The sequence below is a fragment of the Arthrobacter sp. Hb9-2 genome, from assembly GCF_059091165.1.
In genome coordinates, this window is sequence record NZ_JBNHGJ010000009.1 from 21560 (window position 1) to 34126 (window position 12567).

General features: G+C 66.9%; 11 protein-coding genes. 9 read left to right on the forward strand and 2 right to left on the reverse strand.

What is annotated here, in order from left to right; translation table 11 throughout:
* Positions 1-40 precede the first annotated feature (40 nt).
* The 5 genes from AC5RV1_RS07270 to AC5RV1_RS07290 all read left to right on the forward strand — a co-directional run bounded on the left by AC5RV1_RS07270 (position 41) and on the right by AC5RV1_RS07290 (position 4921).
* The gene (locus AC5RV1_RS07270) at positions 41-664 is read left to right on the forward strand and encodes a hypothetical protein (protein ID WP_493994044.1); all 624 of its coding nucleotides are present in this window, start codon (positions 41-43) and stop codon (positions 662-664) included.
* 83 nt (positions 665-747) lie between these two features.
* Positions 748-3027: an NAD-dependent DNA ligase LigA gene (gene ligA, locus AC5RV1_RS07275; RefSeq protein ID WP_493994045.1), complete on the forward strand. Its 2280-nt coding sequence runs from the start codon at positions 748-750 to the stop codon at positions 3025-3027.
* Complete coding sequence (locus AC5RV1_RS07280) at positions 3024-3878, forward strand: inositol monophosphatase family protein (RefSeq protein WP_493994046.1); 855 nt, start codon at positions 3024-3026, stop codon at positions 3876-3878. Before ligA ends, AC5RV1_RS07280 begins: the two co-directional genes overlap by 4 nt.
* Positions 3879-3987: 109 nt before the next feature.
* Entirely contained in the window at positions 3988-4491 is a 504-nt protein-coding gene (locus AC5RV1_RS07285) for a GNAT family N-acetyltransferase (protein ID WP_493947352.1), read from the forward strand.
* A gap of 46 nt (positions 4492-4537) precedes the next feature.
* Positions 4538-4921, forward strand: a complete 384-nt coding sequence (locus tag AC5RV1_RS07290) for a RidA family protein (protein ID WP_493947351.1) — start codon at positions 4538-4540, stop codon at positions 4919-4921.
* A 16-nt stretch (positions 4922-4937) separates the two neighbouring features.
* Here the strand turns inward: AC5RV1_RS07290 and AC5RV1_RS07295 are convergent, their stop codons facing one another.
* Positions 4938-5603, reverse strand: coding sequence for a response regulator (locus tag AC5RV1_RS07295; RefSeq protein WP_493947350.1), 666 nt, complete (start codon positions 5601-5603; stop codon positions 4938-4940).
* The gene (locus AC5RV1_RS07300) at positions 5596-7332 is read right to left on the reverse strand and encodes a sensor histidine kinase (RefSeq protein ID WP_493994047.1); all 1737 of its coding nucleotides are present in this window, start codon (positions 7330-7332) and stop codon (positions 5596-5598) included. Before AC5RV1_RS07300 ends, AC5RV1_RS07295 begins: the two co-directional genes overlap by 8 nt.
* A 183-nt stretch (positions 7333-7515) precedes the next feature.
* Here AC5RV1_RS07300 and AC5RV1_RS07305 point away from each other — a divergent pair, with 183 nt between their 5' ends.
* The 4 genes from AC5RV1_RS07305 to gatB all read left to right on the forward strand — a co-directional run bounded on the left by AC5RV1_RS07305 (position 7516) and on the right by gatB (position 12504).
* Positions 7516-8994, forward strand: coding sequence for a CitMHS family transporter (locus AC5RV1_RS07305; RefSeq protein ID WP_493994048.1), 1479 nt, complete (start codon positions 7516-7518; stop codon positions 8992-8994).
* Between the two features lie 146 nt (positions 8995-9140).
* A complete protein-coding gene (gene gatC / locus AC5RV1_RS07310; RefSeq protein ID WP_163164358.1) occupies positions 9141-9437 on the forward strand; it encodes an Asp-tRNA(Asn)/Glu-tRNA(Gln) amidotransferase subunit GatC in 297 nt (98 codons plus the stop codon).
* A gap of 2 nt (positions 9438-9439) precedes the next feature.
* On the forward strand, positions 9440-10996 hold the full coding sequence (gene gatA, locus AC5RV1_RS07315) for an Asp-tRNA(Asn)/Glu-tRNA(Gln) amidotransferase subunit GatA (protein ID WP_493994049.1): 1557 nt from the start codon (positions 9440-9442) through the stop codon (positions 10994-10996).
* Positions 10996-12504 (forward strand): Asp-tRNA(Asn)/Glu-tRNA(Gln) amidotransferase subunit GatB, encoded by a 1509-nt coding sequence (gatB, locus tag AC5RV1_RS07320; protein WP_493994050.1) that lies wholly within the window; start codon positions 10996-10998, stop codon positions 12502-12504. Before gatA ends, gatB begins: the two co-directional genes overlap by 1 nt.
* Positions 12505-12567 lie beyond the last annotated feature (63 nt).

Below are 12567 nucleotides of genomic sequence, written 5' to 3' on the forward strand. Positions count from 1 at the left end.
AAAGCCGCGGTGGGGGGACTGCGCGCATCGAAAGGTAGCAATGACCCCGTCCGCACAGGTCCTCCGCATTGCCTCGGCGTCGGCATCAGCAACGGTTCTGGCGATCTCGGTGGGCCTCTTTCCAGGGGGCCCGGCAGCAGCTGATTCTCCGGATCCAACGCCTGCCGCCACACCATCTTCCACGCAGGCTCCCGCCGACTGCCAGCTGATTCTCTGCCTGCCTGTCCTCGGGGAAGATTCGACGCCCACGCAGACTGAGCGGCCGCGGAAGGCAAAGGAGCCGGCACCCCCGCCAGCTCAGCCCGCAGCCCCCGCACCGGCGGAGCAGCCTGCCGCGCCTGCTGCGCCTCCCGCAGTGGTTCCCGCTCCAGCCGCCCCTTCAGCTGCTCCGGCGCCGGAAGAGGCTGACCCGGCCCAGGCTGCCCCCGAAGACTCCACACCGAGCGCCGGCCCCTCGCCGTCGACCGGCCCCACCAGCGCCTCGAACTGGAACACCCCGGTCACGAAATCGGCCAAGGCGACGCAGGTGGCTGCCGTTTCCCCTGCGGACGGCCGGGGCCCGGGTGGTCCGGAACTCTTGCCAATCACGGCCGGCGTCTTGCTGGTGGGCGTGGCCAGCGCCGCCTTCACGTGGTGGGGCAGGCAGCGCGTCGGAGCGCACTGACCTGTCCAGGCATCGACGGCGTCCCCAATGCCAGGCAGCCCTGCTGCCAGCGTCAAGCTGCCGGGGTAGGGCAAGATAGGTCTGTGAGCACAGGACCAGGCCCCTTAAAACAGACCGCCACCCGGACCGCCGCCCCCGGCGAACCGGAAGCCATCCCCAGTGAGTCGGTCCGCGAGGAATACGAAAACCTCGTCGACCTCGTCCGGAAGTACCGGTTCGCGTATTACCAGGAGGACACACCCCTGGTCTCCGACGCCGAGTTCGACGAACTCTTCCGGCGGCTGGAGGAGATTGAGGCCCTACATCCGGAGCTGGTGTCCAACGACTCACCCACACAGGAAGTGGGAGGGGAAGTCTCCGCGGCCTTCGCCGCCGTGGAGCACCTGCAGCGGATGTACAGCCTCGAGGATGTCTTCTCCCTCGAGGAACTCGAGGCCTGGCTCACCAAAGCATCGGCCGGCATCGCCAAACTCGGCGACGGCTCGCAGCAGCCGGCGTGGCTGACCGAACTGAAGATCGACGGCCTCGCAGTCAACCTGCTGTACCGCGATGGCAAACTGGTGCGCGCCGCTACCCGTGGTGACGGCACCACCGGTGAGGACATCACCCACAACGTGCTTACCATCCAGGAGATCCCGCAGGAGTTGAGCGGGCAGGGGTTTCCTGCGGAGATGGAAATCAGGGGCGAGGTGTTTATCCCGTCGCAGGCGTTCGTTGAGTTCAATGAAGCCCTGATCGAAGCCGGCAAAGCGCCCCTGGCCAACCCCCGCAACGCCGCGGCCGGTTCACTCCGCCAGAAGGACCCGGCCGAGACGGCCAAGCGGCCCCTGAAGATGTTCGTTCACGGCATCGGTGCCCGTGAAGGACTCCAGGCGCGCAGCCAGTCCGAAACCTACGACTTACTGAGGGACTGGGGCCTGCCGGTCAGCCCCTATTCCGAAGTGCTGGGGAGCCTGGACGAGGTCCTTGGCTTCATCAAACGGTACGGGGACAAGCGCCACAAACTGCTGCACGAGATTGACGGCATCGTGGTCAAGGTTGATGATTTCGCCACCCAGCGTGCCCTCGGCAACACCACCCGCGTGCCCCGGTGGGCCGTCGCCTACAAATACCCGCCCGAGGAAGTCCACACCAAGCTCCTGGACATCCAGGTCAACGTGGGCCGCACCGGACGCGTCACGCCCTTCGGCATGATGGAGCCCGTCAAAGTCGCCGGCTCCACGGTGGAGATGGCCACCCTGCACAACCAGGACGTGGTTAAGGCCAAGGGCGTGAAAATCGGCGACGTCGTCGTACTGCGCAAGGCGGGCGATGTCATCCCGGAAATCGTGGGCCCGGTCCTGGCCCTGCGCGATCAGCAGGATCCTCCGGTCCGCGACTTCGTGATGCCCACCGAATGCCCTTCCTGCGGCACGCCCCTGGCCCCGGCCAAGGAGGGCGATGTGGACATCCGCTGCCCCAACTCAAAGTCCTGCCCTTCCCAACTGCGCGAGCGGGTGTTCCACCTCGCCGGCCGCGGTGCTTTCGACATTGAAGCCCTCGGCTGGGAAGCGGCCATCGCCCTGACCCAACCGGCGGAACCTGACGTGCCGCCGCTGACCACCGAGGCGGCACTGTTCGACCTCACCCCGGAGCTGCTGGCCGAGGTGAGGATCCAGCGTGAAAAGCGTTCCAAGGGTGTGGCCACCGGGGAATACGAGCTGGTGCCGTACTTCTACAGCAAGGGCACTGCGAAATCGCCGTCCAAGCCCACCGCCACCACGGAGAAGCTTTTCCGCGAACTCGAGAAGGCTAAAACCCAGCCCTTGTGGCGGGTGCTGGTGGCGCTGTCCATCCGCCACGTTGGGCCGCGTGCCTCCCGTGCGCTGGCCACGGCCTTCGGCACCATGGACGCGATCCGGAAGGCATCGGAGGAGGAATTGGCCCACGTGGACGGCGTGGGACCCACCATCGCCGCCGCGCTGAAGGAATGGTTCGCCGAGGACTGGCACCTGGAAATTATCGACCGGTGGGCCGCAGCCGGCGTCAGGATGGAAGACGAGCGGGACGAATCCGTGCCCCGCACGCTGGACGGACTAACAGTGGTGGTCACCGGCTCGCTGCCGAACTTCAGCCGGGACGAGGCGAAGGAAGCCATCCTCATCAGGGGCGGCAAGGCCTCAGGTTCCGTCTCCAGGAACACCAGCTACGTGGTGGCTGGCGAGAACGCCGGCACCAAACTGGACAAGGCAGAGCAGCTTGGCGTTCCAGTCCTGGACGAGGACGGCTTCCGGCTACTCCTGGCCGGCGGTCCGGCAGCACTGGGAGACACGGCAGCACTGGGAGACACGGCAGACGGAGCCGCGGCGGAGGCAACCCCGTGAGCGGCGGTAATCCTGGAAGCGGCGTTCAGGGAGCCGGTGCCCAGGTATCGCCCGCCGGGTTGCTGGAGGTAGCCAAACGGGCTGCCGCCGCCGGCGCCGGAGTCCTGGCCAGCCGCAGCGCCGAGGCACTTCAGGCCAGCAACAAGGGCGACGCCGGCGATTGGGTCACCGCTTTCGACGTCGCCGCAGAGCACGCGGTCCGGGACGTCATTTCCGCGTCCCGTCCCAACGACAGCATCACCGGTGAAGAGCACGGAACCACCAGGCCGGCGGCGGCCACGGGCTACCGCTGGTCCATCGACCCGCTGGACGGCACCACCAACTTCATCCGCAATATCGTCTACTACGGCACCTCGGTGGCAGTGGCCGATGCCGACGGCGTCTGGCTGGCCGGCGTCGTGAATGCCCCTGCGTTGGGGCGCGTGTACTACGCTGCCCGCGGCGAGGGTGCGTGGCTGGAGGAATACGGCGCCCTGACCCGGCTCCAGGGGCCGGTCCCCGGGCGCAAGGGCCAGATCCTCGCAACCGGGTTCAACTACGACCCGCAGGTCCGCTCGGAGCAGGCCGCCCAGTTCGCCGAACTGCTGGAGGGTTTTGCGGACGTCCGCAGGCTGGGGTCAGCCGCTTTGGACCTGTGCCTGGTGGCGGACGGCACCCACGACGCGTTCGGCGAGCGGGGGCTGAACGAGCACGATTTTGCAGCCGGGGCCCTGATCGCCGAGGAAGCCGGCTGCTGGGTCCGCCGCCCCCGGCTGACCAGTCCGCTCGACGGCGGGCCCAGCGACCAGGAACGCCTGGACGCCTGGACCTGCGCGGCGAGCCTGGAGTTGTCCGGCAAGTTCCCCCTCTGACAGCGGCATCTGCCGGTCCTGGCCCGCTTGCCGGGCCCGGCGTGATAGTTCAGTCACGGAAACCCCCGTTTTGCGCACTGCTACTGGCTGGTAGCACTACCATTGACGGGTGCATTCGCAGATAACTGTCCGTCCCGCCGTCGAAACCGATTTCGACGCCGTTGCCCGCATCACCAGGGATTCCTACCTGGCCGCCGGGTACTTTGACGACGCCGACCACCCCTACATGCGCAAAGTCCAGGACGTTGCACTGCGGGCAGGCCAGGCAACCGTGTGGGTGGCCGAACGGGCAGGGCAGGTGGTCGGGTCCGTCACGCTTGCTCGCGCCGGCGAGCCCTACGCGGACATCGCCCTGCACGATGAGCTGGAGTTCCGCATGCTGGTGGTGGACCCGGCCGTGCAGCGCAGCGGTGCCGGCAAGGCCATGATGGCGGCCATTCTTGAACACGCCAGGGAACTGGACGGGGTCAAGGGCGTGTCCCTGACTACCGGGAGCACCTGGGAAAGCGCCCGCGGCCTGTACAACAAAACCGGGTTCGCCAGGGTCCCGGAACGGGACTGGTTCGTGCCCGGCACTGACATAAAACTGCTGGTTTACCGGCTGGACCTGTAGCCGCCCTAAAGTGGTGCCGACTCACTCCAGCTTCGAAAGGCCCACCATGCGCAAAACCTTCGGCACCGGCTCCGTTTGGGAACAAACCCTCGGCTACTCCCGGGCGGTCCAGGTGGACAACACCCTCTACATTTCCGCCACCGCCGCAAGCGGCGAGGATGGCATCGTGGGCAATGACTTCTACACGCAGACCCAGTTCATCCTGCAGAAGCTCGGCAAGGTCCTCGCGGACGCCGGCTTCGGTTTCGAGGACGTGGTGCAGTCCAAGCTGTACCTGACGGACATCAGCCAGTGGGAAGAAGCGGGGCGGGCCCACGGCGAGGTGTTCGGCGACATCCGGCCCACCCTGTCCCTGGTCCATGTCCTTCCGTTCCTGGATCCGGAGATGCTGGTGGAAATCGAGCTCGTGGCGCAGAAGAGCGCCAGCTAGCTCTGTACCCTTCGGGTTACGGGACCACCGGCAGGCCGTAGCGGTGCTCCGGCCTGCCGGTGGTCCCGTAGCGAAGCTGGATATCCACTGCGCCGTCGTCGGCCAGCGAGGACAGGTACCGCTGCGCCGTGGCCCGGGAAACACCCACCCGGCCGGCCACTTCCGCCGCCGAATACTGCTCACCCGGCACCAGCGATTCAAGCACCGCTGCTTCCGTCGCCGAACGGGGCTTTGACGACGGCGTGACGTCGCCGGGGATCAGGGCGCGCTTGGCCCGCTCCACCGCATCCTGGTCCAGGGCGCCGGGCTGGCCCAGCAGGCGCCGGTAGCGTGCATAGGAGCGCAGCTGCTGAGAGAGTGACTCGGACGTGAACGGCTTCAGCAGGTAGCCCAGTGCGCCGCGGCGGAACGCCACCCGGATGGAGGCAGCGTCTGAGGCCGCGCTGAGGATCACGGTGTCCACATCCAGTTGCTGCAGCAGGTCCAAGCCGGAGGCGTCCGGGAGATAGACGTCCAGCAGCACCAGGTCCGGCCGTAGGCTGTGGATGGCCTGGAGCGCGAGCGACGCCGTTCCCACCGGTGCCAGCGCGAGGAAGCCCGCCACCGAATCCACATAGGCGGCGTGCAGCTTCGCGACGTGGAAGTCGTCATCCACGATCAGCACCCGAAAGTCCTCAGCCATCGTGGTCCTTTCCGGGCGCGTCCTTCAGCCCTGCGTCCGTCTGTTCTGCATTTCTGATTCCGGCTGTTGTGCCGGGGAGCGTGGCCATAAAGACGGCTCCAGGCCCGCCGCGGGTGCCCGGATCCAGCAGTTTAACGTCGCCGCCGCGTCGCCGGGCCAGCTGCCGCGCCAGCGCCAGCCCGAAGCCCTGGCCGCCGCCTGCACGGACGGGACCGGAAGCGGTGGTGAACCCCTCGGCGAAAACGGCTTCCGCATCCGTACCCTCGGCCAGCCCATCGCCAGAGTCCGCGACCACCACGTGGAGGGTGCCGCCGTCGTCGCCCGGGTCATCCATGACTTCCAGTTCAACCCAGCGCTCCGGAGCTGAGCCCGCAACGGCGGCGTTGACTGCGTTATCGATCAGGTTGCCCAGTACGGTGGTAACGTCCTGGGCGTCGGTGACCTGGCCGCGTACCAGGGTTTCCGGTCCGATGCGCAAGGCCACGCCCCGCTCGTCGGCCTCCACCCCCTTCGCGCCCACGAAGGCCTGGAGGTAAGGGTCCTGAAGCAGCTCGGCCTGGTCTACCGGGAACTTCAGCGGTCCCGTCGCCGCCAGCCGCGCAAGGTACTCGCGTGCCTGCTGGTGCTCTCCGATGCTCATGAACCCGGCGATGGTGTGCAGCTGGTTGGCGAACTCATGGCGCTGTGCCCGCAGCGCGGTGGACATGGTGCCCACGGCGTCCAGCTGCCGGGTGAGCTGCTGCAGTTCCGTCCGGTCGCGGAGCATCACCACCCAGCCCAGGTCCTCACGCCGGTGGAGTGCCTTGCGGGCGTTGGCCACCAATACCCGACCGCCGGCCACCAGTTCCAGGGCGGTATCTGCGGCGGGGCCGGGCCGGGTCAGGGACTTCAGCTGGTCCGGTACCGGCGCCTCCTCCCAGGCGGTTCCCGTCAGGTCCGGCAAATCCAGCAGCCGCTGCGCTGCGGCGTTGAACACACTGATCCGGCCGGCGGCCGAAACGCCGATCACGCCGTCGTCCACGCCTTGGAGAACTGCCACCTGGTCGTGGACCAGGCTGCTGATCTCCTCCGGTTCCAGGCCCAGGGTGAGGCGCTGGAGGCGGCGGCGCAGCAGGAAGGATCCCAGGACGCCGGCGATGAGGGCACCTGTGGCGGTGAGGGCAACCGGGCCGATGTCGCGCGCCACGCTCTGGCCTACTGTCTCCATGGAGTAGCCCACACTGACCTCGCCCACCACAGTGGTACTTCCCGGAGCGTAGACGGGCACCTTGGCCCCGGCCGACGGGCCGAGCGTCCCGGTGTTCCTGGTGGTGACCTCGCGGCCGGACAGGGCCTCGGACGGATCCGTACTCACCCGTTCGCCGAGCCGCTGCGGGTCCGGATGCGCCAGCCGAAGGCCCGTTTCGTCGGTGATGACCACAAACAGGGCGCCGGTCCGGGTCCGTGCTGCTTCGGCCGACGCCATCAGCGGCCCGGCGGCCAGTTCGGCAGCCGGGGGAGTGCCGGCCTGTTCACTGATGGCCAGCACGTCTGCCCGCACCGTGGGGTCCGAGGCCACCGTCCGCGCGAGCGTCAGCGCCTGGTTCTCCGCCTCGCTGCCCACCCTGTCATAGGTCAACCAGGCGTGGACGCCGGCGCTGAGCAGAACCACCAGGAGGACCACCGCAAGTTGGAGCAGGAGCGTCTGGGTGGAGAACCGCAGCGGCGCGCGGGGGCTGGAACGCTGCATGATCCTCCTTGATGCGGGTGGCCCGCCGGGGCCTGCGGGTGCTGTGAGCAGAATGAGCAAAATGCTCGCAATAAGCAGTATGCCAATCAATTGAGCCAAAGGCACGGCCGTGACGGCGGCCACTCTACAGTCTGTAGCACGCGTCACAACGCTGTGCCGCTGTTCACAAAGAAGGAGCCGGCCGTGCTGGTATTACTTGGATTCGCAATGATCGCGGTATTCATGGTGCTGATCATGACGAAGAAGTTGACGCCAGTGCTGGCGTTGATCATCGTCCCTACAGTTTTTGGTCTTTTCGCCGGTGCCGGCCTTGGCATTGGCGACATGGTGATGGACTCGATGAAGGCCATGACATCAACAGCAGCCCTGCTGATGTTCGCCATCATCTACTTCGGGCTGATGATCGACGTGGGGCTTTTTGACCCTCTGGTCCGGTTTATCCTCCGCAAGCTGGGCAACGACCCCGCCAAGGTAGTGCTGGGTACCGCCATCCTCGCGGCCGCCGTGTCCCTCGACGGCGACGGCTCCACAACGTTCATCCTCACCACCGCGGCCATGCTGCCCATCTACCTCCGGTTGAAGATGAGCCCCGTGGTCCTTACCTGCGTGGCCGGCCTGGCCAACGGCACCATGAACATCGTGCCGTGGGGCGGCCCCACCGCCCGCGCCGCCAGCGCCCTGAAAATCGACGTCAATGATGTCTTTGTTCCGATGCTTCCCTCCCTCCTCGCCGGCATCGCCGTCGTCCTGGCCTTCGCCTGGCTGCTTGGCCTGCAGGAGCGCAACCGCCTCCGCGCCACGGCCCCGGACATCTGGGAAGCGCCGTCTACGGCAGAGCCTTTTACCGCTGAAGGGTTCGACGGCGGCGCTTCCGCCGGCGGTGCGCGCAATGGTTTCCGCCGCGGTACCTCACCGGTTCCCGCAACCGGGGGTCCCGCCGTCGATGGTTCCTCCGTTGCCCTGCTTGAACGCACCGAGGACCTGGTGGACGACAGCGACACCGCCATGGCGGACACCGCCCTTGACCCGAACCGCAAGACCCTGCGCCCCAAGCTGCAGTGGTTCAACCTCGGCCTGACCATCGCCGTCATGGGCATGCTCATCGCCGACCTCGTGCCCCTGCCGTATGTCTTTATGGTGGGTTCGGCCATCGCCCTGCTGGTGAACTTCCCCAACGTCAAGGACCAGGCCACCCAGATCGTGGCCCACGCACCGTCGATCGTGGCCGTGGTCAGCATGGTCATGGCCGCGGCAGTCCTGACCGGCGTGCTCACCGGCACCGGCATGGTGGAAGCCATGTCCGCGTGGCTGGTGCAGATCATCCCCACGTCCATGGGACCGTTCCTGGCGGTCATCACCGGCGTCCTCAGCATCCCCATGACGTTCTTTATGAGCAATGATGCCTTCTACTTCGGCGTTCTCCCCGTCCTGAGCGAGACCGCCGGCCACTACGGCATCAGCGCCGCCGAGATGGCCCGCGCCTCCATCACCGGCCAGCCGTTCCACATGCAGAGCCCACTGGTTCCCGCAATCCTGCTCCTGGTGTCGCTTGCCAAGGTTGACCTCGGCGATCACCACAAGAAGGTGCTGTGGCGCAGCGCCGTGGTGTCCCTGGTCATGCTGGGAATTGGCATGCTGACCGGAGCCATCGGAATCGGTTAGTCTGTAGCTGCCGTGCTGCTGCCCCTCGTGGGCGCTGGCCGGTATGAAGGTGCCCGTCTGACGCCCGCTGGGGGCCGTCAGACGGGCATCATCGTTTCCCCACTAGAATGGATCGGAAATCAATTCAAACTTTGCAGGGGAGATCCATGGCTGCGATCAACCGTGACGACGTTGCGCATCTCGCGCGGCTCGCTCACATTGAGATGAGTGCCCAAGAGCTGGACAGGATGGCCGGAGAACTCGCGGTCATCGTTGATTCGGTCAAGTCCGTGAGCCAGGCTGCCGGTGACGACGTCCCGGCGACGTCCCACCCCATCCCGCTGAACAACGTGTTCCGCGAGGACGTTGTGGGCCACACCTTCACCGCGGAACAGGCGCTCTCCGGCGCACCGGACTCCGACGAAAACCGTTTCAAGGTCCCGGCAATCCTGGATGAGGCATAAGCATGACTGACAACAACGAACTCATCCGCCTCTCCGCCGCCCGGCTGGCAGAAAAGCTGGCCGCCGGAGAGGTCACCTCCGTCGAGGTCACCCAGGCGTACCTGGACCGGATCGCTGCTGTTGACGGCGGGGAACGCGGCGTGAACGCCTTCCTGCACGTCAACGCCGAGGAAGCGCTCGCCGTCGCGGCCGAGGTGGACGCCATCCGTGCTGCGGGCGGTGCGGAGGCTGAATCCCTCCATGTCCTCGCCGGCGTCCCCATCGCCGTCAAGGACCTCATCGTCACGGTGGGCCAGCCCACCACGGCAGGCTCCAAAATCCTCGAGGGCTGGCACAGCCCCTACGACGCCACTGTGGTGGAACGCCTCCGCGCCGCGAAGATGCCCATCCTGGGCAAGACCAACCTGGACGAGTTCGCCATGGGCTCCTCCACTGAACATTCCGCCTACGGGCCCACCCGCAATCCCTGGGACCTGGACCGGATCCCGGGCGGCTCCGGCGGTGGCTCCGCTGCCGCCGTCGCGGCTTTCGAAGCACCTCTCGCCCTTGGTACCGACACCGGCGGGTCCATCCGCCAGCCCGGGGCAGTCACCGGCACCGTGGGCGTGAAGCCGACCTACGGCAGCGTTTCCCGCTACGGCGCCATCGCCATGGCGTCCTCGCTGGACCAGATCGGCCCGGTTTCGCGGACGGTCCTGGACTCGGCCCTCCTGCACGAGGTCATCGGCGGGCACGATCCCCGCGACTCCACCTCCCTTCCGGACCCGCTGGCAGACCTCGTGGCCGCGGCCAAAACCGGCAGCGTCGAGGGCATGCGGATCGGCATCATCAAGGAACTCCACGGCGAGGGCTACCAGGCCGGCGTCGAAAACCGCTTCAATGACTCCCTGGAGCTCCTCAAGGAGGCCGGCGCGGAAATCGTTGAGGTCTCCTGCCCCAACTTCCAGTACGCCCTGGGCGCCTACTACCTGATCATGCCCTCCGAGGCGTCCTCCAACCTCGCCAAGTTCGACGGCGTCCGGTACGGCCTGCGCGTCCTGCCCGAGGACGGCCCCATGACCATCGAACGTGTCATGGGCGCCACCCGCGCGGCCGGCTTCGGCGACGAAGTCAAGCGCCGCATCATCCTGGGAACCTACGCGCTGTCCGCCGGCTACTACGACGCCTACTACGGTTCCGCGCAGAAGGTCCGCACCCTGGTGCAGCGCGACTTCGGTGCCGCCTTCACCGTGGCCGATGTGCTGATTTCACCCACCGCCCCCACCACGGCCTTCCGCCTTGGCGAGAAGCTGGACGACCCCCTGGCCATGTACCTCAACGACGTCGCCACCATCCCGGCCAACCTGGCCGGAGTCCCGGGCCTGTCCCTGCCCGGCGGCCTGGCGGACGAGGACGGGCTGCCCGTCGGCATCCAGCTGCTCGCCCCCGCACGGGAGGACGCACGCCTGTACCGGGTGGGCGCCGTCCTGGAGTCGCTGCTTGAGGCCAAGTGGGGCGGTCCGCTGCTGGCCCAGGCCCCGAAACTGGGCGAGCTCGTTGAAGCCAAGGAGGCAAAATAATGAACACTGACGCAATCCTGAGCTTCGAAGAGGCCATGGAGAAGTACGATCCCGTCCTGGGGTTCGAGGTCCACGTGGAGCTCAACACCAAGACCAAGATGTTCTCCTCCGCCCCCAACGTCTTCGGCGATGAGCCCAACACCAACGTCAATGAAGTTGACTTGGGCATGCCCGGCGTCCTGCCGGTGGTCAACAAGGCTGCGATCGAGTCCTCCATCAAGATTGGCCTTGCCCTCAACTGCAAGATCGCCGAGTCCTGCCGCTTCGCCCGGAAGAACTACTTCTACCCGGACACCCCCAAGAACTTCCAGACCTCGCAGTACGACGAACCCATTGCCTACGACGGCTACCTGGACATCGAACTCTCCGACGGCACCGTGTTCCGCGTGGAGATCGAGCGCGCCCACATGGAAGAGGACGCCGGCAAGCTGACCCACATGGGCGGCGCGACGGGCCGTATCCAGGGCGCCGACTTCTCGCTGGTGGATTACAACCGTGCCGGCGTGCCGCTGGTGGAAATCGTCACCAAGCCCATTGAGGGCGCCGGTTCGCGTGCTCCGGAACTCGCCAAGGCCTACGTGGCCGCGGTGCGCGAGATCGTGAAGAACCTGGGTGTGTCCGACGCGAAGATGGAACGCGGCAACGTCCGCTGCGACGCCAACGTCTCGCTGCGTCCCCACGGCCGTGAGCGTTTCGGCATCCGTTCCGAAACCAAGAACGTGAACTCGCTGCGCGCGGTGGAGCACGCCGTCCGTTACGAGATCCAGCGGCATGCCGCCGTGCTGGATGCCGGCGAGCCCGTTGTCCAGGAGACCCGCCACTGGCACGAGGACACCCGCACCACCACCTCCGGCCGGGCCAAGTCCGACGCCGACGACTACCGCTACTTCCCGGAACCTGACCTGGTTCCCGTGGTTCCGTCGCGGGAGTGGGTCGAGGAACTCCGGGCCACGCTGCCCGAGCCGCCAGCTGCCCGCCGCAAGCGCCTGCAGGCCGACTGGGGCTACTCAGACCTCGAATTCCGGGACGTCGTGAACGCCGGAGTGATGGACGAGATCGAGGAAACCATCGCCGCCGGTGCGTCCGCTTCGGTTGCCCGCAAGTGGTGGATGGGTGAGATCGTCGGCCGCGCCAAGAATGCCGACGTCGACCCGGGCCAGCTTGGTGTCCGGCCCGCCACCATCGTGGAACTGGCACGCATGGTGGAAGAAGGCAAGATCAACAACAAGATGGCTTCGGAGGTGCTGGACGGCGTCCTGGCCGGAGAGGGCAGCCCGGCGGAGATCGTGGAGAAGCGCGGCCTGGCCGTGGTTTCGGACGACGGTCCGTTGCTCGAAGCCATCGACGCCGCCCTGGCCGCGCAGCCGGATGTTGCGGACAAGATCCGTGGTGGCAAGGTCCAGGCCATCGGGGCCATCGTGGGCGGCGTGATGAAAGCAACCCGTGGCCAGGCTGACGCGGCCCGCGTCCGCGAGCTGATCCTGGACAAGCTGGGCGTCACCGTCTAGCCCCTCCTCCCCGTCTAGCCCCTCTTCCCTGGCCGGGCCGCAGTTAGCGCCGTGAATCCCGAA